Annotated in this window: 18 protein-coding genes and 1 pseudogene; 10 read left to right on the forward strand and 9 right to left on the reverse strand. The window is 49.2% G+C overall.

Features of this window, described 5'->3' with window-relative positions; genetic code table 11:
- Positions 1-10: 10 nt before the first annotated feature.
- Both lptG and lptF read right to left on the reverse strand, forming a co-directional pair.
- Positions 11-1,084, reverse strand: coding sequence for an LPS export ABC transporter permease LptG (gene lptG, locus BUQ98_RS09310; protein ID WP_074213496.1), 1,074 nt, complete (start codon positions 1,082-1,084; stop codon positions 11-13).
- The gene (gene lptF, locus BUQ98_RS09315; protein ID WP_074213497.1) at positions 1,084-2,184 is read right to left on the reverse strand and encodes an LPS export ABC transporter permease LptF; all 1,101 of its coding nucleotides are present in this window, start codon (positions 2,182-2,184) and stop codon (positions 1,084-1,086) included. The genes lptG and lptF overlap by 1 nt, the downstream gene beginning before the upstream one ends.
- A gap of 193 nt (positions 2,185-2,377) precedes the next feature.
- Between lptF and pepA the strand changes: the two genes are divergently transcribed.
- The 4 genes from pepA to BUQ98_RS09335 all read left to right on the forward strand — a co-directional run bounded on the left by pepA (position 2,378) and on the right by BUQ98_RS09335 (position 8,066).
- Positions 2,378-3,889 (forward strand): leucyl aminopeptidase, encoded by a 1,512-nt coding sequence (pepA, locus tag BUQ98_RS09320; protein WP_074213498.1) that lies wholly within the window; start codon positions 2,378-2,380, stop codon positions 3,887-3,889.
- Between the two features lie 150 nt (positions 3,890-4,039).
- Positions 4,040-4,573, forward strand: a complete 534-nt coding sequence (locus tag BUQ98_RS09325) for a DNA polymerase III subunit chi (protein WP_074213499.1) — start codon at positions 4,040-4,042, stop codon at positions 4,571-4,573.
- A gap of 18 nt (positions 4,574-4,591) precedes the next feature.
- Entirely contained in the window at positions 4,592-7,450 is a 2,859-nt protein-coding gene (locus BUQ98_RS09330) for a valine--tRNA ligase (RefSeq protein ID WP_074213500.1), read from the forward strand.
- Between the two features lie 232 nt (positions 7,451-7,682).
- Positions 7,683-8,066: a DUF2061 domain-containing protein gene (locus tag BUQ98_RS09335; protein WP_074213501.1), complete on the forward strand. Its 384-nt coding sequence runs from the start codon at positions 7,683-7,685 to the stop codon at positions 8,064-8,066.
- 61 nt (positions 8,067-8,127) lie between these two features.
- Here the strand turns inward: BUQ98_RS09335 and BUQ98_RS09340 are convergent, their stop codons facing one another.
- Entirely contained in the window at positions 8,128-9,129 is a 1,002-nt protein-coding gene (locus tag BUQ98_RS09340) for a M48 family metallopeptidase (protein WP_074213502.1), read from the reverse strand.
- Complete coding sequence (locus BUQ98_RS09345; RefSeq protein WP_254813900.1) at positions 9,126-10,193, reverse strand: YjgN family protein; 1,068 nt, start codon at positions 10,191-10,193, stop codon at positions 9,126-9,128. Before BUQ98_RS09345 ends, BUQ98_RS09340 begins: the two co-directional genes overlap by 4 nt.
- Before the next feature lie 356 nt (positions 10,194-10,549).
- On the opposite strand from BUQ98_RS09345, the gene BUQ98_RS09350 reads away from it, so the two are divergent.
- Complete coding sequence (locus BUQ98_RS09350; RefSeq protein ID WP_074213504.1) at positions 10,550-11,080, forward strand: GNAT family N-acetyltransferase; 531 nt, start codon at positions 10,550-10,552, stop codon at positions 11,078-11,080.
- A gap of 72 nt (positions 11,081-11,152) precedes the next feature.
- Here BUQ98_RS09350 and rraB read toward each other — a convergent pair whose 3' ends face one another.
- A complete protein-coding gene (gene rraB, locus BUQ98_RS09355) occupies positions 11,153-11,533 on the reverse strand; it encodes a ribonuclease E inhibitor RraB (protein WP_074213505.1) in 381 nt (126 codons plus the stop codon).
- Between the two features lie 327 nt (positions 11,534-11,860).
- Here rraB and arcA point away from each other — a divergent pair, with 327 nt between their 5' ends.
- Positions 11,861-13,081 (forward strand): arginine deiminase, encoded by a 1,221-nt coding sequence (gene arcA, locus BUQ98_RS09360; RefSeq protein WP_074213506.1) that lies wholly within the window; start codon positions 11,861-11,863, stop codon positions 13,079-13,081.
- Positions 13,082-13,465: 384 nt separating this feature from the next.
- On the forward strand, positions 13,466-14,614 hold the full coding sequence (locus tag BUQ98_RS09365; RefSeq protein WP_074213507.1) for a DUF3103 family protein: 1,149 nt from the start codon (positions 13,466-13,468) through the stop codon (positions 14,612-14,614).
- A 77-nt stretch (positions 14,615-14,691) separates the two neighbouring features.
- Here the strand turns inward: BUQ98_RS09365 and BUQ98_RS09370 are convergent, their stop codons facing one another.
- Complete coding sequence (locus BUQ98_RS09370; protein WP_074213508.1) at positions 14,692-16,023, reverse strand: ATP-binding protein; 1,332 nt, start codon at positions 16,021-16,023, stop codon at positions 14,692-14,694.
- An 833-nt stretch (positions 16,024-16,856) separates the two neighbouring features.
- Positions 16,857-17,618, reverse strand: coding sequence for a helix-turn-helix domain-containing protein (locus tag BUQ98_RS09375; RefSeq protein WP_074213509.1), 762 nt, complete (start codon positions 17,616-17,618; stop codon positions 16,857-16,859).
- Positions 17,619-17,739: 121 nt separating this feature from the next.
- On the opposite strand from BUQ98_RS09375, the gene BUQ98_RS09380 reads away from it, so the two are divergent.
- The gene (locus BUQ98_RS09380; protein ID WP_074213510.1) at positions 17,740-18,993 is read left to right on the forward strand and encodes an MFS transporter; all 1,254 of its coding nucleotides are present in this window, start codon (positions 17,740-17,742) and stop codon (positions 18,991-18,993) included.
- A 194-nt stretch (positions 18,994-19,187) separates the two neighbouring features.
- On the opposite strand, the pseudogene BUQ98_RS17160 reads toward BUQ98_RS09380, so the two are convergent.
- Positions 19,188-19,685: pseudogene (locus BUQ98_RS17160) on the reverse strand (HipA domain-containing protein); the annotation flags it as partial.
- A 27-nt stretch (positions 19,686-19,712) separates the two neighbouring features.
- Positions 19,713-20,048, reverse strand: coding sequence for a helix-turn-helix domain-containing protein (locus BUQ98_RS09390; RefSeq protein ID WP_074213511.1), 336 nt, complete (start codon positions 20,046-20,048; stop codon positions 19,713-19,715).
- A 550-nt stretch (positions 20,049-20,598) separates the two neighbouring features.
- Between BUQ98_RS09390 and BUQ98_RS09395 the strand changes: the two genes are divergently transcribed.
- On the forward strand, positions 20,599-21,837 hold the full coding sequence (locus tag BUQ98_RS09395; RefSeq protein ID WP_074213512.1) for a site-specific integrase: 1,239 nt from the start codon (positions 20,599-20,601) through the stop codon (positions 21,835-21,837).
- A gap of 36 nt (positions 21,838-21,873) precedes the next feature.
- A complete protein-coding gene (locus BUQ98_RS09400) occupies positions 21,874-22,767 on the forward strand; it encodes a hypothetical protein (RefSeq protein WP_074213513.1) in 894 nt (297 codons plus the stop codon).
- The last annotated feature ends 55 nt before the right edge of the window (positions 22,768-22,822 follow it).

The following is a 22,822-nucleotide window of genomic DNA, read 5'->3' on the forward strand; positions in this document are numbered from 1 at the left end:
GTGAGGGAAGTTATAGCTTACGCCGCAGTAGCAATAAAGAAATAGCCAGGAAAATCAAACTCGGTGTGATTGCTCCAAGCACGGGCGGCAGCTTATAGACCAAACTCATCGGTCCAAACACCTCATTAGAGATATAAAAGCTAAAGCCAAAGATCACACCTGACAATACCCTCGCCCCCATGGTGACGCTTCGCAGCGGGCCAAACACAAAGCTTAGTGCCAACAACATCATGACGGCAATCGACAACGGTTGTATCGCTTTACGCCACAACGCCAATTCGTACCGTGACGCATCCTGCTGTGAGGCTCTCAGGTACGTGACATAACTGTACAATCCCGATAATGGAAGCTCTTCGGGTTTCACTGTCACAACCGCTAACTTGTCTGGCGTCAGCGTGGTTTTCCAGACCAGTTGATCTTTCTCAACGTTGGAAATAACATCCCGATTTTGCATACGGGTGATCGTGACGTCTTTAAGCATCCAGCTGTCTTTACTCAAAAAGTCGGCACGCTCAGCAAACACCACATTATTCATGTTCTGCTGCTCATCAAACTTCCAAATGCTCACGCCCGTGAGATTATCTTGCTCATCCGCGCGGGCAATGTAGATAAAATCATTGCCGTCTTTGGCCCATACCCCACGCCGTACCGACATCACATTACCGCCTGATTTGGCGATAGCACGGAGCTCACGCGCCGCTTTTTGTGCATCCGGTGCGCCCCACTGACCCAAGATCATCACAACCAACATCAATGGAATTGCCGTTTTCAGCACCGACATACCGATTTGCAGCTTAGAGATCCCCGCCGCCTGCATGACCACCAGCTCGGAGCTAGACGCCAGCATACCTAAGCCAATCAAGGCACCGAGCAATACCGCCATAGGGAAAAACATTTCAATATCACGCGGCATGCTGAGTAAAACATATAAAATGGCTTTACCCATGGTGTAGGTGCCATCGCCCACCGAGCGCAGTTGTTCGACAAACTTGATGATCGCCGACAATCCTACCAAGGTGGCCAAACATAAGGACGACGTGCCTATCAACGTACGGCCAATATACCAATCAAGAATGCGAAACATCAGGCGGATCCTTTTAAGCTAGCTTTGAGTTTTCGCACCGGTAGCGAATCCCAACTGGCGAGTATCAAAGCCAACAGCAAGGCCGATACGTTGACGCTCCAAAGCCCGATATGCGCAGGCAAGTCGCCATCTTCCACCGCCGATTTGGCGGCACTGATCGACAAAAAGTAAGCCAGATAAATCAAAATGGCCGGAAACAACTTGGCAAATCGCCCTTGGCGTGGATTCACTGCCGACAACGGCACCACAATCATGGTCATCAGCGGAATACATAATACCAACGAGATCCGCCATTGCAGCTCTGCCCGGGCGTTTAAACTGGGCTCGCCAAATAACTGCAAGGTGGGCACCGCATCCCAATCGCGACTCTTTTCTCGTATTTCACGCTGGCCGATCAATACTTGATAGTTTTTGTAGGTGGTCACACCATAGTTTAGGCGGGTCGGGATCCCCTCGGTACGGGTGCCATCAACCAGATCTAACACCTGGCGACCATCGGCTAACTCAGCAACATACCCTTTATCGGCCACCACCACATTGGGCAATAAAGAACCACGCGGCACCGGCTGAGCGACAAACACCTGGTTTAGCGTTTTGCCGTCATCCTCAATGTTATCGACAAAAATCACCGCCTCACCTGACGGCGCGCTTTGAAATTGCCCTTGCACCAGCAACTCCAAGCCCGACTTTGCCTCAAGCTGCTCCATCACTTCTAACTCTTGATTATTAGCCCACGGAGTGAGCCACAACGCATTAAAAGCAGCGACTGAGCCGGTAATGATCGCCAAATATAACGCCGCCCGGATCAAGAATTCATTGCCGATCCCGGTGGCGTTCATCACCGTGATCTCACTCTCGGCATACAAGCGGCCAAAAGTGATCAATATCCCGATATACAAACTTAGCGGTAGCATCAGCATCGCCATCGACGGCATATACAAACCCACTAAGGTGATAATTTGATCACTGGGGATGGATCCCTCCGTGGCATTGGCCAGCACACGGATGAACTTTTGGCTGAAAAAGACCAGAAATAGCACAAATAAGACTGCAACTTGTGTCTTAACCGTCTCCCGGATCAAATATCGAACAATTATCAAAGCGAAGGCACCTATGGAAAACTTGTTTTTTTACTCGAATAACTATAGTTTCTGGTTTAATTAGTTGTTTTCTAATCTTTCGGCCATTTGTTGACCGCCGGCTTATCCGGGCGCATATAGCGCGTTCAACAACATATAGAGGCGGCATTATCTAACATTTGGTCTCAATTGTCTTTAGGATCTAGGAGTACAAATGGAGTTCAGTGTAAAGAGCGGTAGCCCCGAAAAGCAACGCAGTGCCTGTATTGTCGTTGGCGTGTTTGAGCCTCGCCGCCTATCCCCGGTGGCTGAACAGCTCGATAAAATCAGCGACGGCTACATCAGCGCCTTACTGCGCCGTGGTGATCTCGAAGGTAAACCCGGCCAGGTGCTCCTACTGCATCATGTTCCGAATGTTCTGTCTGAGCGCGTACTGCTAGTCGGTTGTGGTAAAGAACGCGAGCTGGGTGAGCGCCAGTATAAAGAGATCATCAAAAAAACCATCAACACCCTCAACGAAACCGGCTCGATGGAAGCGGTGTGCTTTTTAACAGAGCTACATGTAAAAGGGCGAGACACCTACTGGAAGGTCCGTCAAGCCGTTGAGAGCACCAAAGACAGCCTCTACACGTTTAACCAATTCAAAAGTGTCAAACCAGAAATTCGTCGTCCATTGCGCAAAATGGTGTTCAATGTGCCTACACGTCGTGAGCTCAACTTGGGTGAACGTGCCATTGCACATGGCTTAGCCATTGCCTCGGGCGTGAATGCCTGTAAAGACCTCGGTAACATGCCACCGAATGTTGCGAACCCAGCTTACCTCGCCTCTCAAGCACGACGCCTTGCCGATGACTATGATGCGGTGACCACTCGAATTATTGGCGAAGAGGAAATGGAAAAGTTTGGCATGCATTCCTATCTCGCCGTCGGCCGAGGCTCCAAAAATGAATCGATGATGTCGATCATGGAGTACAAAGGCAGCCCTGACCCAGAGACGAAACCCATTGTGTTGGTGGGTAAAGGCCTCACCTTTGACTCGGGCGGTATTTCCATCAAGCCGGGTGCCGGCATGGATGAGATGAAGTACGACATGGGCGGTGCCGCCTCCGTATTTGGGGTAATGCGTGCCTTGGCCGAGCTCAACCTGCCTATCAATGTCGTGGGCGTGCTCGCTGGTTGTGAAAACATGCCAGACGGTCAAGCGTATCGCCCCGGTGATATTCTCACCACCATGTCAGGACAAACCGTGGAAGTGCTCAACACTGACGCCGAAGGCCGCTTAGTGCTGTGTGATGCCCTCACCTATGTCGAACGCTACGAGCCTGAGTGCGTAATTGACGTTGCGACACTCACTGGCGCATGCATCATGGCCCTCAGCCACCACATCAGTGCCCTGATTGCCAATCAGAACCCACTGGCACACGACATCATTAACGCCTCTGAGCAAGCGGGTGACCGCGCATGGCGCCTGCCAATGACCGATGAGTTCCAAGAACAACTCGATAGTCCATTCGCAGATATGGCCAATATCGGCGGTAAAGGCGGCGGCACAATCACCGCTGGATGTTTCTTGTCACGCTTTGCCAAGAAATACAACTGGGCGCACTTGGACATCGCGGGCACCGCTTGGAAAAGTGGCGGGAAAGAAAAAGGCTCTACCGGCCGTCCCGTTCCCCTGCTGGTGCAATTCTTACTGAACCGCTCCGGCCTTGACGTGGAAGAGTAAATACCGAAAGGAGGCCAATCGGCCTCCTTTTTTCTCCACCCTTTATTCGACACTGGTGTCGACGCGCACAATCAGCTATGTTGATGACTTCACGCTACCCGGACACCCCGCTGCTGGGACGGAGGCCGTTTCTCACTTTTAGGAGCGTATATGCCCACCGCCACCTTTTATTTGCTATCACCGCCCGATTCGGCGGACGATACGGAACACTCGGGGCTTTCCCTCGAGCAACAACCAGGGCGTGAACAGCAAATACGTGAGCAGCAAACACGTGAGCAGCAAACAATAGTCGAGACCGCTATTGAGCTAGCCTTTTACTACTATCAACAAGGGCAGCGTATTTATCTGGCCGCCAGTGACCAACAACAAGCGCATCAATTGGATGACGCATTGTGGCAACGCGATCCAGACATATTTATGCCCCATAACCTGGTCGGTGAAGGCCCACGAGGCGGAGCCCCTGTCGAAATTGGCTGGCCTGGCGTACGCCATACCGGTCATCGCAGTGTGTTAATCAATTTGGCGACAGAGCCATCAAATTTTGCGCCTTCGTTTGCACAAGTGGTAGACTTCGTTCCTTGCGATGAGACGCTAAAACAACACGCGCGTCACCGATATAAAGCATACCGACTGGCAGGCCTGCAACTTCATACCCTGGCCATCGACCAATCGCCCAAACCTTGACGATCTTTCAAGAGCGCTATGGAAAAGACATATAATCCACAATCAATTGAAAAAGCGCTGTATCAGCGCTGGGAAGAGGCGGGCTATTTCCGACCTCATGGTGATACCAGCAAAGATGCCTTTAGCATCATGATCCCGCCACCCAATGTGACCGGTAGCCTACATATGGGCCACGCGTTTCAGGATACCATCATGGATACCCTGACCCGTGCCGAGCGCATGAAAGGCAAAAATACCCTATGGCAAGTGGGAACCGACCACGCCGGTATAGCCACACAGATGGTGGTGGAACGTAAGATCGCAGCCGAAGAAAACAAAACCAAGCACGACTACGGCCGTGACGCGTTTATTGACAAAATTTGGCAATGGAAAGGCGAATCCGGTGGCACCATTACCCAACAGCTGCGCCGTCTAGGTGCCTCTGTGGACTGGGATCGCGAACGCTTTACCATGGATGACGGGTTCTCTAATGCCGTCAAAGAAGTGTTTGTTCGCCTGCATAAAGAAGATTTGATTTATCGCGGCAAACGCTTGGTCAACTGGGATCCAAAACTGCACACGGCCATTTCAGATTTGGAAGTGGAAAACAAAGACAAGAAAGGCCACATGTGGCATTTCCGTTATCCACTGGCCGACGGCGCTAAAACCGCAGACGGTAAAGACTACATTGTCGTGGCCACCACCCGTCCAGAAACCATGTTGGGTGATACCGGTGTCGCGGTAAACCCTGAGGATCCGCGCTACAAAGATCTGATTGGCAAACACGTCTTACTGCCGGTGGTGAACCGCCGTATTCCCATTGTGGGCGATGAACACGCCGACATGGAAAAAGGCACCGGGTGTGTGAAAATCACCCCCGCACACGACTTCAATGACTATGAAGTCGGTCAACGCCACCAGCTACCGATGATCAACATTTTGACCCTGAACGCCGATATCCGCGACAGTGCCGAAGTGTTTGATCACAAAGGCCAGCCAAGTGATGCCTACGCGAACGACCTTCCAGCCCACTATCAAGGTTTGGAACGTTTTGCGGCGCGTAAAGCGATCGTTACCGAATTTGACTCTCTCGGCTTACTGGGTGAAATCAAAGATCACGATCTGACCGTCCCTTATGGCGACCGTGGTGGCGTGGTCATTGAGCCAATGCTGACTGACCAATGGTACGTGCGTACCGCGCCTCTCGCCGAACCTGCCGTCAAAGCGGTAGAAGATGGCGATATCCAGTTTGTGCCTAAGCAATACGAGAACATGTACTTTGCCTGGATGCGCGATGTGCAAGACTGGTGTATTTCGCGTCAGCTTTGGTGGGGTCACCGCATTCCGGCCTGGTATGACGACCAAGGCAATGTCTATGTGGGCCGTGATGAAGACGAAGTCCGCCGTGACAACCAGATTGGCGACGACGTCGCGCTGCGCCAAGACGAAGACGTGCTCGATACCTGGTTCTCCTCCGCCCTTTGGACCTTTGGCACGCTTGGCTGGCCAGAGGATACCGATGCACTGAAGACCTTCCACCCCACCGATGTGTTGGTGTCAGGCTTCGACATCATCTTCTTCTGGGTGGCGCGCATGATCATGATGACCATGCACTTCATCAAAGACGAAAACGGCAAGCCACAAGTCCCGTTTAAGACCATCTATATGACTGGCCTTATTCGCGATGAAAGCGGTGCCAAGATGTCAAAATCGAAAGGCAACGTGCTTGACCCGCTCGATATGATTGACGGTATCGGCATTGATGAGCTTGTTGCCAAGCGCACCGGCAACATGATGCAGCCGAAACTGGCAGAGAAGATCGAGAAAGCGACACGCAAAACCTTCGAGAACGGCATCGAGGCCCACGGCACCGACGCACTGCGCTTTACCCTCGCAGCACTGGCCTCTACCGGCCGTGACATCAACTGGGACATGAAGCGTCTGGAAGGTTACCGCAACTTCTGTAACAAACTGTGGAACGCCAGCCGTTACGTGCTGATGAATACCGAAGAGCAAGATTGCGGTATGAACGGCGGCGAGATGCAATTCTCACTGGCTGATCAGTGGATTGAATCGCAGTTCCAGCAAGCGGCGAAAGACTTTAACACCCATCTCGACAACTACCGTCTCGATATGGCAGCGGGTGTACTGTATGAGTTTATCTGGCATCAATTCTGTGACTGGTACTTAGAGCTGACCAAGCCCGTATTGTGGAAAGGCAACGACGCGCAGCAACGCGCCACCCGTTGCACTTTGATCACCGTGCTGGAAAAAACCTTACGTCTAGCGCACCCCGTGATCCCATACATCACGGAAGCGATTTGGCAAAGTGTGAAGCCGCTGGTTAATGGCGTTGAAGGCGACACCATCATGCAGCAGCCACTGCCGCAATATGAGGCAAGCCGTGTTAACGCACAAGCGTCAGAAGACATCGAGTGGGTGAAGCAGTTTATCATCAGCATTCGTAATCTGCGTGCCGAGTACGATATTGCGCCAAGCCAGCCGCTTGACGTGATGCTAAAGGCCGCGGATAACCGTGACGCTGAGCGTGCAAATAGCAACAGCACCACCTTGAACGCGCTAGCCAAACTGGGCAGCTTCACGGTTCTCGACGGCAGCGAAACCCTGCCTGCGTGTGCCTCTGCCTTGGTCAGCAGCTCGGAGATCTTGATCCCGATGGCGGGCTTGATTGATAAAGATGCCGAACTGGCGCGTCTGGATAAAGAGATTGCCAAAATCGAAGGTGAGATCAAGCGTGTTGAAGGTAAGCTTGGCAATGAAGGCTTCGTCGCGAAAGCGCCCGAAGCCGTGGTAGCGAAAGAGCGTGAAAAGCTCGATGGCTATCGTGACACCTTAACCAAGCTCGGTGAGCAGAAGGTCACCATCGCCGCGCTGTAACCCTCGGTTCATTTAGCCTATTAAGCCACACCCCTCGGTGTGGCTTTTTTTATGCCCAACACCAGCACAAATGGGCTTGGTCACTTTCTCAACGGTTGTTGTACCCAGCACTGATCGCCCTTGATAGCCCTTCTCTATCTAAAAGATAGTGAGAACCGTTTTTATTTATCGACATGAGCAGTACATACTGTCATTGTTGATTAAACGCGTGTTGCCGAGAAGGAGCTACACCATGAAGAAAACACTCAGTTTCGCCGCTATCCACTTTTCGATCGCCTTTACCGTCGCCTATGTGCTGACCGGCGATATCATCCTAGGTAGCTTGATCGCCATGACCGAGCCCACGGTCAATACCGGTGCGTTTTATCTTCATGAAAAAGTGTGGCAGCTAAGTCGTCAGCCACGCCCTGCAATTAAAACCGCCAGTTTTGCCGTGATCCACTTTAACGTCGCCTTCTTGGTCGGCTATTTGATCAGTGGCGATTGGTTAGTCGGTGGCGCACTGGCGCTGGTTGAGCCGAGCATCAACACCTTGGCGTACTTCTTCCATGAAAAGGTGTGGCAGCGTCGCCATGCGATAAAACCCGCACCGGTGCACCTTGGCCACCACCACTAAAACACATCGGCACATTGAAGGTGCCGATGGCTTTTTGCCCTTTGCGCTTGTTAGCGATCCACTAGCGGGCGCTTTGAATGGCCTCAATACGTGCTTTCATACCAGGGTGCGTACTTAGCCACTCTAACTGTTCCCCAGAACTATTTGACTTACCGATCCGTTTGAGCATCGCCTTCATTGCAGTGGCATCACCATAGATAGTGGTCATGTGTTGACGAGCATAGGCATCGGCTTCTCTCTCATCATCACGCGAGTAGCCTTTCGTCAGAAGAAAGACCCCACCCCCTAATAAATTATCAGCTAAGCCAGTACTTTCGCCGGTCAACAAAGCAACAGTGGTCGATAGCAAGGTCGCGCGTATTAGTGACTTTAGCGAGTGCTGGTGTGCCAAATGCCCAATCTCATGTAACAAGATGCTATCCAGTTGTTCTGGCGTGTCTGCTAACGCAACGAGTGCATCAGTGACAATAATGGTGCCATCACTGAGTGCTAACGCATTCGCCGTTCCCTCCCACTGCCTAAACACAAGACTTGGCTTTAAAGGAAGCGCCGGCAATTGCTCAACCAAACCGTCAAATTGTTGCTGGACGCGATCTTGAGTTTGCTCAGACAACTGAGTTGGCAACAGCATATGCTCATCCAAGGCATCCCGAGTTTTTTGACCAATTTGATTAGGTACTTCATCAGGGACCAGAGGCACGAGGCCACGACTGAGAGCAGGTAAACCATGGCTAAATAGCAGCACGACCAATAACACAACTACCAGCAAGCTTGCCAGAATCGCTAACTTATGTTGCTCCAACCAATGCAAGCGCTTTCCCTTCCGATAAGGCCCGAGTGCATCAGCAAGAGATTGACTCTCGTCGGGAATGAACGTATCCCTCTCAGGAAAGGTCAGTACCAACGGTAAGCTCCCCACCGGCACCGACACATCCATATCTGCAAGCGACCAGACATGTTCACCCTGCTCAGTGGTGACATGCACATGGCGATCACCTAGCGTTAGCTCAGCATTGAGCTTTGTCGCACTATGGGGGGGATGATAGACACCTCGCCAACTCATCCAATTCCCACTCCTAAGTCAAAGGCATTAGCTACTTCATCAGCCACAGCGTTGTTCTGAGTCACAGCTTCTCCCTCAGCTTGAAGCTGCGACAAATCACCGATAACGAAAGTCACATTGGCAAGATAGGCCGCGGTGCGCACTTTTACCCATGGCGTAGCAATACCAATGGTGACAATCAGCAACGCCAAGTTCGTCATGATCAAGTACAACAGACCACCCACTGTCATACGTGACGCCAATTGATAAACAGGGCTGTCGCCAACTTCTACTTGACCAAATAGGTAGTTGCGGATCCGTGTCCGAATAAAAGCGTTGATAATCATCACCGTCATCGCCAAGAATAAATAGGCACCGATAATTAACAGCGGAAAGCTCCCGCTGACTGGCGATGTGAAGACACCCACATCCGTCCCTATAACCATTAGTGCAATAATCCCTGCAATAGCAGAAAGGCCAAACCAAATGAGGCCTGATTGTAAATAGGTTTTAGCAAATATCTTCCAGCTTACCTCAGCCTTAAAATGATGGTTTCCATAGGTATAGTGATTGAGGTAATAACTTGCGACTTTCGATGCAATCCATGAATAAGCCAAGAAACCAAGAACAATGGCGAATAAAAGGAGCGTTATCCCTAACCCAAAATGGCCAGCTTTGAGTTGTGACCCACCAAAGAATGACACTACACCCACACTGAGGTAGCACAGCACGGGTAGCCCCAAGAACACAAGGTAGGCTGATGCCAGTTTGCCAGTAAAGCCGAATCGAACATTACGATAGCTAGTCATGCTTGCATCAAAACGCGCATTGTTGCGAAGTAGCCATGGCATCAAGCCCACACCTACCGCCAGCAGAGCCAGAGACGCAATAGGGAAAAACTGATTGGCAATCACCCAAACCACCACGCAAACAGCAGCGATAATACGACCAATCAAAATCTGCTGAGGTAAAGCGTGATAACTAAATCGATCGCCTGCAATTTCCGTATTGCCATAAAAATACTGATTAGTTCGTACTTTCGCCCATGCTGAATAAATGCCTAATGTCGCACTAGACAACAGCATATTTACAATCCATATGCCGAAGAATTCTTTCCCTTGGCCATAGAATTTAACCTTGTTTTCCATCCACTTATCTCTTAATCAATAATAAATTGCGAATTAACATTGCAATGTCCAAAAAATCGGCTGAGATTATGCCACAGCCCTTCAATGTTTGGTCAAAAAAATGGACAAAAATACAACCAGTATCCCGCTAATGTTGCGGTAAAAAGTCACTTACAAAAATGAACTGATAATCATTGAAATAGCGCCTCATAACAAACGAGGACGATAGCGTGGTGGCCTTCTGAGCGCGCCGAGTTGTGAAAGCGAACCCAGTGAGATAGATTGTCGATAAATCTATTATCCGGAGTGTATTAGTGGCTAAGGATCGCCCCCAAAATTTACGCAAGGCTGACTCACACGCCCCTGCGTCCCTCGACGTGCGCTTAATTTTGCCGAGTGATAACCCTGCCATTGCCGATGTCATTCGTCGCGTCTCTGCCGAGCATGATCTCAGCGCCGATGCCGGGTTTAGCGCAGCGGATCCCACCCTTGATACGCTTAGCGAGCAATATACTCACCCGCACGCCGCCTATTGGGTAATTGAGGAAGACGGGATGATCCTCGGCGGTGGTGGCGTCGCCCCATTAGCGGGCCACGATAATGTGTGTGAACTACAGAAGATGTACTTTCTGTCGGCATTACGCGGCAAAGGCATGGCGAGGCAGCTCGCCATTAAAGCCATGGAGACAGCGCGAGCGTGGGGCTATCAACGCTGCTATCTTGAGACCACCGCCAACCTCACCGCGGCGATTGCGCTGTATCAGTCACTCGGCTTTGTGCCGTGCGAGCGAATGGGCAACACCGGCCACGATAGCTGTGAAGTCACCATGATAAAGGCACTGTAGCCCGCTCAAGGCACAAAAAAAGCCACGTTTATGTGGCTTAATAAAGAATCCGTGATGTCGCGTGGTCGCGCGTTACTCGCCTTCTGGGTCTTCGTCTTCACCCGATTCGAAGTAGGTGCCCCAGCCGTCGTAATCAATGTTGTGCTTATCGGCTAACGCCACTAGCTTTTCGACTTGCTCATCAATGCGCTCAGCATTCAATGCCGTTTCCATCACCGCATCAAAGCAAACGATAGTGCCGCCCTCTTCCAGCTCAAGCTCTTCGGCCTCAGCCACTTCAAAGCCCATTTTAAAGGCTTCTACCGCCGCATCTTCCAGCGCTTCAAAGGTATCGGCACACAGGTGGTGCTCAATGGTATACAGCGCATCAGGATCACTGCCATCGGCGAGAAGCTCCTCGATGATCATCCGCGTTTCTTGGTGTTGTTGTTCGATAAGTTCAGCCTGTGACATAGACGCGACTCCAGAAAATGAATACGGGCGCAATATGGCACGGTTTAGCAAAAAATGCCACGTTCTATCATAGTGTCACTGATGAGAAAACCGCCAAGTTAATGAATTTTCTGTGAGCTTGCTAGTCCGGCGAGATTGTTAGTGATTTGTAACATTGACCTCCCCCGAGAAGGTTGTCATTATTCGAGCATCCAAGGAGGAGATGAGACACGCCCACCCAGTGCAAACGGCCTGCATTCCCACCTAACCGGTGAGCACACGTCCCGTGTGTGCAAGACGCTGTTTGTCTCATTACCTGGCCCGTATTAAGGAAAAAGAGGACCTACCATGAGTGAGTTTTACGTTGGATCCGAAGTTGGGCAACTGAAGCGCGTGCTGCTTCACCGCCCTGAACGAGCGTTGAACCACCTAACGCCATCTAACTGCCATGAGCTATTGTTTGATGATGTGCTGGCCGTTGAGCGCGCAGGCGAAGAGCATGACATGTTCGCCCGCACACTGACCGACCAAGGCGTACACGTTTACCTACTTCACGATTTACTGGTCGAAACCCTGGCCGTGCCAGAAGCCAAGCAATGGCTGCTCGACACCCAACTCAACCAATACCGCCTCGGTTATCAGTTTGCCAGTGATGTGCGCGCCTACATGACCGATATCGACCACAATACGCTCGCGGAGATCCTGCTAGGTGGCTTAAGCTACATCGACTTACCCGTGCAATCATCCTCGATGATGCAAGCCATGCACGATAAAACTGACTTCGTGATTGAACCACTGCCTAACCATTTGTTTACCCGCGACACCTCGTGCTGGGTGTATGGCGGCGTATCACTCAACCCCATGGCCAAGTCGGCACGCCAACGTGAAACCAATCACCTGCGCGCGATTTATCGCTGGCACCCTGAATTTGCCGATAGCCCATTTATTAATTACCTCGGCGATGAAGTGCGTGACTACGACAACGCCATGATTGAAGGCGGCGATGTGCTGGTCATTGGCCGCGGCGCGGTATTAATTGGCATGTCCGAGCGCACCACCCCGCAAGGGGTTGAGCAGCTGGCGCGCAGCCTGCTGTTTAGTGGCCAAGCCAAAGAAGTGATTGCGGTACAACTGCCGAAAAATCGCTCGTGCATGCACCTTGATACCGTGATGACCCACATGGATATCCATACTTTCTCGGTCTACCCCACCGTGATGCGCCCCGATCTGCCATGTTGGCGCTTAACCCGCAAAGGCGAAGACAGCCTGAACGTGGAAGCGCAGTCTTGCTACCTCACCGCGATTGAAAAAGCGCTCGACGTCGGTCCGCTCAACATCATTACCACCGGCGGTGACAGCTACGCTGCCGAACGTGAGCAATGGAACGATGCTAACAACGTGCTCACGGTCAAACCTGGGGTGGTGATTGGTTATGAAGGCAACACCTACACCAACGAGAAATACGACAAAGCCGGGATCAAGGTGCTCTCGATCCCGGGCGACCAACTAGGTCGTGGCCGCGGTGGCGCGCGCTGTATGAGCTGCCCGCTTGAACGCGACGGCATTTAAGCACTCAACGCCGCCAGTGCAATGCTGGCGGTTCTCTCCTACCTTTTACCGTCTGCTATCGCGTTTATGACTTATCCGCACGGCCTACAACATTGATGTTTCTTTTCCCACTCCCACTCATCGCTTCATTTCACCAATCAATCAGTTACGGGTTAAAACTGTCAACGTTCACACCGGCCGATCACTAACAATCTCATTCTTTTTTATTAGTGAGTATTTACTCCAATTCCAAAAATGACTAATTTCGCATTAGAATTTCAGTTTTTTTGTGAACTGTACTCACAGCCCTTTTTATTTGAGATAGCGTGTTTAAAGACAAGCATCGCAAGATACAAAGCGTTAGCCCCGCTAACGTCAGTTGGAACACAACAAAAAGGAAATGCGATGAATAAAAAAATACTGATCTCGCTGCTATTCGCCGGCCTTACTCAGGTTTTCACCCCCGCTTTTGCCGGTAGCGCAGATAACAACGTGGTAGAGATAAAACGCAATACCGCCAAGCAACTGAGCCAAGACTATGCGCAGATCGCGCCGACGCTGCACCGCAGCATTAATAGCTATGGCTTGAATGCATCATTATCAGCACTAACACAGCCTCAAGCACGTAGCTCACGCAGCAAACGGAGCTTGGATTCACAGCTACACAGCGCAGACCGCGCCCTCCGTGAAGCACAAGGCGTCGAGCAAGTGGCCGATCAACTGCTCGAAGTGCGCTTAGCCGACCCAAGCATGCTCGCGCGCTGGCAGGCTGGCCAAGCCCCTTTGTTTGCCTTTGAACCAGCAGGCGATGAGAAAACCTGGACCCAGATCGAAGCGTTTGATATTGAAGGCAACACCCACTGGCTGGATGTAAACCAAATGCCAGACCGCCCAGTGTTAGTTGTCGATACCAATGGCAAAGCGGCATTAAAGGCAGGCCTGGAAGTGATGCGTCGCACCTTAGCCGAGCAGAACCCTGCGCCACGTGTCCGTCGCAGTGCACCGATGATGGCACAAGGCCCCGCCCAGCCCATTGACACTACCGTACTGAAAACCATCCGCTTGGAAGACGATCAAGAACCGTGGATCTCCGGCGCGGCAGAAGTGTATGCGATTGTCACCGGTGTGAACCCCAGCCGCGATGAACCCACGCTCGATATTGTCGATATGCCGTATTTGGATTACGACAAAACCACCTATTACCCCAACCAAGTGATGATCCATTGGGATCGTTATCGCTGGGGCGCGGCGGACGTGATCTTAATGGAGCAAGACGACGGCACCAACTACAAAGAGCTCGCACTCAAACTCAACGAGGTAGCCAGCGACATCATTGCCGCGATCCCTGACTTAGAAGTGCAAGCCTATGGCGTGATCACACAAATCACCGGCAAAATCATTGAAGCCATTCCCGACGGCTGGCTGACCAACGATGATGACTTTGTCGATGTGTTCTACACCCTGCTTAAAGGTCGTGAATATCCAGACCAACATGGCGCCGGCGGCAACGCCACCGCCTCGTGGGAGCCACTGACCATCGAGCCGACAGAGTAATGATGGGTTGAATTGGTTGGTTTAGATAAACAAAACGCAGCCATGGGGCTGCGTTTTTTGTGTCGGAGTGGACTCACCTAGCCGTGGTCTCGATCGCTCAGATGATCAAGTAAGTACTCAGTATAATAAAGTGGCATCACGACATGCTTTTGCTCGGTTGTAGGCGAGCCTTGCGTGCCTGTTAATTTGATCGTCTTGTGGGGCTTGCACTTGTCGATGTAAGACTGCAATGATTTTGCACGGGTTCGCTTACCGCTCTTAACTTCGACAGGCACGATACGACCTAGGTCATCCGCGATAATGAACTCTATCTCCGCTCTTGCATCTCCCCAAGAAAAGCTTGGCTCAATACCTAAGGCAGCGATTTCCTGCTGAACATAGTTCTCGGCGACATATCCCTTATATTCATAGCCTTGCTGTTTGATTTCACGGTACCCGGTGCCGAGCATATGGTTCAATAATCCGACATCAAAGAGAAACAGTTTAACCGTATTGTCCTTCTGATAAGCCGCTAGAGGCGAACGAGGCTGTCCTTCAATCGGATAATTCTTTAGCGCAAGCCGACACTTGTGAAGCCATGTGATCGCACTTTCATATTCCGCATAGCGCGACTTACGTTCGTGAACGCCTTTAAATTTGAACCGCTTTACGGAGTCGTCGTAGACCGAAGATAGCTGAGCAGGAATGCTTCGAAAGACAGACTCGATTAACTGCGCATCCACTTTGCCAGCGTACTTCCCGAAATCCCGTATGTAGCCCTCAATTAAGTTCCGATGAACTTCAGAGACGGCGTCAATGCGTTCAAGAATGCTACGCTCTGCGTTTTCGAACCACGAGTTCACGGCTTCAGGCATGCCGCCAACGAAGTAATAATCGGTTAGCAGCTCGATTAACTTGGAATGAGCCGCAGAAGAATTCAGCTTTTGCTCAAACGCTTTTTGCAATGCTTGTTCTCCCGAGGCCCACAAAAACTCCCGGAAAGTCAGTGGTCTTAAGTTGTGCTGCTCAACTTTTCCAACGGGAAAGGAGGTGAGCAATCCGATGTTTGAGCCACTGGCAGCCACATAGGCATTAGGCGCCTTTTCTGCAAAGTACTTAAGCGCGGTAACCGCTCTTGGGCATTCACCAATTTCATCTAAAATAAGGAGATCGGTTGATAGCTCGACGATCTGTCCGGTTAAGAGTTCAATGTTGGTGATGATGTCATCGGGGTTAAGAGATCCTGAGAAAGCGTCCATTAACTCCGGGCTTTCGAGAAAATCGAGTCTGACGACCTTGTCGAAGGCACTGCCTAACAGTTCTTGCAATAGGAAGGTTTTGCCCGTTTGTCTCGCGCCGTCAATCAGTAAAGGCTTCCTATTCGGCTTGTCTTTCCAGGCCAGTAGGTTTTCAAGTAGTGCTCGTTTCATCTAACCACCCAGTTTAAGCGCTCATCTGATTGGTTGTTTATTACACAAAAACGCGCAACAAAATGCAAGATAAAACATTTTTACGCGCATAAAAATGTAAACATAGACACTTTTATGCGCACTAAAGTGTACTCTCTTATTCTCACGCTCCTACGTGGGAATGCATACGGGATTTGAACCATGGCATAAGCGTTACAAAACCATCAGGCTGAACTTGTCGAGTTTGGTTACTCTGATTTTGCTGAACGGATCCCTGATCTTACACGCTCTAACACCGTGGCCAATTTGGGGCGGCCACAACAATGACAAAATTTATACATCGATGGCGCCATTGGCGTAGGTGACACAAGCCCCGGTAAGATGTCAATAATGATGCACTATGCCGCCTGGGCGCCTGTCACGTTTGGCGCCAAATTTAACATCGAGGTTAATCTTTGGCTTTGATGTCGGATGGCGCGCGGCGGAAATCACACCAAGCTTGCGCGTTCGAGAAGGCGCTTATACCGACCTACGCGTACTTTAACGTCGGTGGTACCATTTTACTCGTTGCCGCGCTCCTGCGGGGGAATGCATACGGGATTTGAACCATGAACTGAAATCGTTACAAAATCATCAAGCCAAACTTGCCGAGTGTGGTTGCCCTGACTCTGCTGAGTTTCCGATACGTGAAGTTATGGCAGATAGCAGAACGGCACTGCACGGAATCTCCCACTTTCTCGCATAATCAGAGTTTCTAACCAACGACTTCCTCCAGCATTGTTATACAAACATGCAGGAACGCATAGATTAGATATAAACGTATTCGTGTTAGCAAAAATGATCGTATAGGGTTGTTAAATCAAATTGGATATTGACGGTAGCTTACCATGGAACTCTCCTTGTGCTCCCATAAAACCAAATGTATAAGGTTTAACCTTATCGTTGTTTCGACCACCAAATCCTTGCCTTTCTCGAAGCTTACCAAACAACCAGTTATCCAACATACCATTGATCTCGACAAACTCATCTTTCGTCAGCTCAGCTTTGAAGCTGGTGAGAAATGCTTCATCATCATTGGCTGGTAGGTTAATGACTCGTTCTTGAAGACCATTTAACACTTGCGTCGTAAAATAAACAGGGAATCTAGCCCCCTTTACAAATGAGGTTTGCTTAGGCAACAAAAGATTACACTCGTTGTTTGATCCTATCTTGATGAGACTGAGCTTTTCCAATTTTCGAAGGTACAGATGTGTTGAAGCATCGTTCAACCTGTACTTTTCTTTGATTTGTTGAACGGTAAGTTCTTCTGCTAGTTCTGACCAGAATGAAAAAAGAGATGGATTATCATAAAAAGCATCATCTTGTTCTTGCGAAAAAACAGGAATTGAAGAAATGTTCTCTTCAGCCTCAGAAAAAAGCTTCGATACTGGTGTCTCTGTAAGATTAACAATAGCTATCAACCTTTGTATGGAAAGCGGTTGTAAGTTGTTTAGCAACCTTTTGACACTGACTTCTGATACTTCGAGTTCCGTAGCGAGTGTGCGATACGAAATATTGCACCTCTTAAGCTCTCTTTTGAGTAATTTACACACCTCTAATGATAGTTGTTCATCCATTTCGTCTGAATTATTCCTATATAGATACTGAAAGTATCTTAATACTATCCTTTTTATCTTTAGATTGCACAGATGTATCAAAATAGGATGATGCAACTTGAGTAAGAGAGGGGACACACTGATGAAACGAAGCGAGTTGGTTATACGATTTGGCATACAACAAGGCCTGCACTGGATGATAGTTGGGTTACTTATCCCAGTAATAACACTTATTTTTCAATCTAGAGGGCTAAACCTAACGGAAATTGGTTTTGTAATGGCGGTGTGGATCGGAAGTACTGCGATATTAGAAATACCTCTAGGTGGTGTCGCCGACACCTTTGGGCGCAAAAATACATACTTGTTTTCTCTAGCACTTAATTTGTTGGGTTGCCTTGCTCTTTTCTATGCAAGTAGTTTAGGGGATATCTTGGTTAGCGCTATATTTCTGGGAGCTTCAAGGGCTGTTTATTCTGACAGTCTAGACGCTTGGTTCTACGATTCTTTTGTTAACTCTATGGGGGAATATTCGTACCACGCAGCAATCGCGAAAATAAATGTATTGGTTACTGTTGGGCTGGCTACAGGGTCTTTAATAGGTGGGGTTCTACCTAACAGTATTGTTAGCTCATACATTGAAACATTTAGCGTATATGACATCAATATTTTCGTAGCTAGCCTATCTAGTATTGCCTTGTTTTTTCTGACATGGGTGCTGCTTCCTGAGCAGAAAAATATCAAAGAAAATACCCAAAATACCCAAAATACCATAGCCATCGCGATGCAAACTAGTATTACGGCGCTTACAGTTTCTTTAAATCAATGGACTTTAAGATTGCTTCTTCAGGCAACATTCGTTTTTGGAGCAGTGATGAGCGCTGTTGAAAGCTTCTGGCAACCTTATCTAGCAGATTTGATAGGAGCGGCACCTGATGACTTGACTCTTTTTGGCATCATATCAGCACTGTATTTCTTGATGTCGGCTTTATCATCAGTACTCTCTATTCCCTTATTAAAAATATTTTTCGGTTCACATAAGGCCTTAATATTTACAACTAGATCACTTGCTGGGTTTTCACTTCTCTTGCTTGCGAACGCTACCAATACCACAAGCTTTTCTTCATTATACTTGACGTTTTTCTTTCTCTTCACAATGGGAAATAACTCCGAGCAAGTATTACTTAATGAGAACACTCAAGAAGAGATTCGCGCAACCACTTTATCCATAAGTTCTTTCGCTGTTACATGCGGTGGGATGTTTGCTTCTTTGACTATGGGGGTCATTTCCGAGCACTTCGGGATATCGATTAGTTGGATATTGTGTGGTTCGATACTCTTAATTTCCTCGCTGTATTTCCTTGTTATCCGTGAAGTAAGCAGAGCAGAATCTACGTAAAATGTTTTCGAACTGGGCAAGTCATAATCTTTCTGAAAATCAATTTTTTACGTGTAGTGCGCAAATATCGGACTGTGTTTTTATGCGCTAATCCTGCATAGAATAAACTAAAGAAATAATCTGTGAGCGGCAGGTTTTGTCCATTTTCTTGCATTTCAGGCACGCTGATCAGCGGTGCCTGATTGCGTTTTGATATAGCCTGGAGGTAAGTCAGTCGCCTGACAGCCATCAATCACATGTTTTCGTTGAACGACATCACGAGTCGCGATATAGGCACGATCGAACAGCTCTACGCTCAGTGTCCTCGTCTTCCCAATGCGAGTTAACTCAACATTAGCGACGTCCAAACCAGCTAGCTTGGCTAATGTCATGCAGAAGAACTCATTAACAGCAATACACGGTGCTTTACCGCTTTCAAACTTCAGAATACAGTTGGAACTTAATTTTCCCTCCCCAAACCCCCATTCATCGCCGCGCTTAAGTACGTTTAACTTGTTTTGCACACCAGCAACCGAAAGGCGAACCTTACCGTCCCAATAAACCAATGGCGCAAAGTTACGCTCTAGTCGGTCTACCTACTCCTCATTAGGTACAGGTCTAAAGCGGATTTCTTGAGGCTCCGAATCTGGCACTCGAAAAGATAATGCGCCAGATGTTTCTGCACCAAGCTTACGAATCAGTCCGAACGTGTGCCAATAAACACGTCTAACTGTTGTAACTTACTCATACCAACCGTCCTCACTGCTTATCACGCTGTTTTCAGCTTGGGAGGCTATTTGGCTATGTGGACGAGCAAATAGGTTTAGGTCGATAAGGCGTAACGACAGCCCTAAGATGTCCATGAGGACAAGTACATTGGCAAAGGTGACACTGGTATCGCCTTTTTCTATCTTCATGACTGTTCTGCGAGATAAGTTGGCTTTTGAAGCGAGATCATCAATACGCCAGCCTCTATCGGTGCGCTTTGAGCGAATGGCGCTCCCCAGCGTTTCCATACTAAACTCGGTATTCAAATCAGGCATAGGTTGTGCCTTTACCCTCTTACCTTTTTTCATAAGTGCCTTTTAGTGTACTTTTGTCACTTTTAAGTTCGCCTCACCACATAAGTTCACTATAAATCACTTTTGTGATGAATGTATAAGAAATCACCTATAAGTGCAGTTTAAGTTACTTATGATTGGTTTGCGGGTTTAATCTCTCTTTGTTCTCTATGGGAGAGATTTATCCGCCAGAAGGACACATTTGGCAACAGCGTAGTATTGGGAGCAGACAGAGAAGAGTGCGTGATCGGGGCTTACCTGACCCATTACCTGACCAAAAATCGTCAGGTACAAAAAAGGTTAGTAAACACTACGCTTACTAACCTTCTAGAATCTGGTGGCCCCTCCCAGACTTGAACTGGGGACCAATCGATTATGAGACGCTTTTTGGGTGTTTTTGCATGAACCGCAGTGAACAAGAAAGAACAGTTTAACCCAATATTATCATGCACTTATGTAGTTTTCTTTGTTTTTCCTTGTTCATCAAAATTCATGGAAGTATGATTGATTTGCTACATATATGCTACACAGAATCGATGGGTAGACACCAAGGACGCAAAGCATCATGCCTCTTAAAAAGAAGATCACCGCGAGCAGTATCAAGCAGTTTTCGGTTGAGGATAAACGCATCAACGATACCGAGATTCATGGCTTTCATGCTCGTATCTCAGCAACGGGGCGCATTGTTTACTACCTCTACTACCGACATGATGGCAAACAGGTTAACTACAAGCTCGGAACGGCGTACGACCTAACCCCAGCTCAAGCGCGTGACCTTGCTAAACAAAAAGCAGGTGACGTTGCCAAAGGGAACAACGTGCATGATGAAAGGAAGCAAGCACGCCAAGAAAGCCAACGCCGCAAACACCTCAAACTACCCGTTTACCTAGACGAGCGATACCTCCCCTACTTGCAAACCCGTAATCCGAAAACAGCCCAGCGTATTGTTAACCACATTAAAAGCCGCTTTGCGTTTTTGATGGATAAAGAGCTCGACCAAATTACCGCATGGGAAGTTGAGAAGTGGCGAAGTGAGCAACGGAAAAAGGGTAAAGCCGCGTCGACAATTAATCACAGTGTGAACTCACTTAAAGGCGCATTATCTCGCGCCGTTGAATGGGGATTAATCGAATCACACGAACTGACCAAAGTGAAAGCCATCAAGGCCGACAATACCCGCCTACGCTATCTCACCGACATGGAAGAGAAACGATTACGGCATGCTATCAAGCATCGAGACCAAGATATTCGCCTAGCTCGCCGTTCGGCCAATGAGCATCGGGCTATACGTAATTATTCGTTGTATCCGTGCTTAGATGATGTCACGTTCGTGGATTATGTAGAGCCTCTCATCCTGTTAGCTATCAATACGGGGCTACGCCGAGGCGAACTACTCAGCCTTGAATGGCGTGATATCTACTTTTCTGAACGCTATCTACAAGTGCGCGGCGGGAATGCAAAATCAAAAGAAGGCCGCATAGTACCACTCAACAATGAGGCCTATAACACACTGGCAAGCTGGCGCGAGCAAAACCCAGAGGCCATCTACCTCTTTGAGGGCAAAAACGGCCAACCGCTCACCGACGTTAAAAAGCCGTGGGGAACCGTGTTAGGGCTTGCAAATATTGAAGGTTTTAACTTCCACGACCTACGACACCATTTTGCCAGTAAGCTGGTGATGGCAGGCGTCGACCTCAATACCGTTCGGGAGCTACTAGGCCACGCCGACCTAAAAATGACGTTAAGATATGCCCACCTAGCACCAGAGCATAAGGCAGCGGCTGTTAGCCTTATTGGGGGCTAATAGATGTTAATTGGAATAACAGATAAAGAGTATTAGATGCAAAACCGTCGCTTTTACCGCCTAGATGAAATCCACGATATCACCCCTATCACCAAAGGCGACCTATTGGCCGCTGTCGAGCAAGGGGAGCTTTCCCTGTGCGCTTGGGTAGATGAAAAATCGATGGGGGCGATGCTTGCCGCCAACGAGGGCCATAGGCCTGCACTGGCAAACCTGTTCGCCTACAAGGGCGTAATAGGCCTAACACAAGACCAGTCAATAGCCTGTATTCATTCAAAAACCGCCCCAATTCGTCACGCCCAAATACTGGAACCTGACCACGTAAGCCACTGGCGGGAGGTCAAAAACGATTTCCCAGACGCCGAGAGCGGCATATTTAGTCGGGTATCCTCCCTGCCCCAGAGGCCTATGGCCCCCTTTATGGCCTATGGGGCCATAGGCACCAAGGCGACCTATGGGCAAGAAGCGAGGCAACTAGCCCAAGCAGGCCCAGAGGAATGGAGTCGTCAGGGATTTTCAGGCCTATGGGACGCCCTAGCCAAAACAGGTAGGGCGTTAGAGGCCAAGCCATTGGCGATAGATGCTGACCAATTACGGTTTGATTTGCAGGCCGTCAATGCCGCCTTTGACCTACGCCCTGAGGGCGAAACAGGCCGAAGTATTTCTATCCCTGATATCAGCAAAATTGAAACCCACCCCATTAAAGTCATGATCCGTAAAATATTAGCTGTGGATCGCGACGCTGAAGCCCGCAAAGTTTTGTATGCCATCAGGCGAGACCATGAAAATAACGCTCACCAGATTGACGAGGATGGCCTCATTGTGGAGATAGGCCATGACAGTGTCGAGTGGTTTGGCATAGATGGCACACATCGGATCAATTACAAGACCTTCTCCAACTACGTCTCAGCGGTACGTAAAACGCTTTAGCTAAAAACTCTCCCAACCAGAGTCCCAACCAGCGTCCCAAGCTAGTTGGGACGGT

It is taken from the genome of Salinivibrio sp. ES.052, assembly GCF_900141775.1.
GTDB lineage: Bacteria > Pseudomonadota > Gammaproteobacteria > Enterobacterales > Vibrionaceae > Salinivibrio.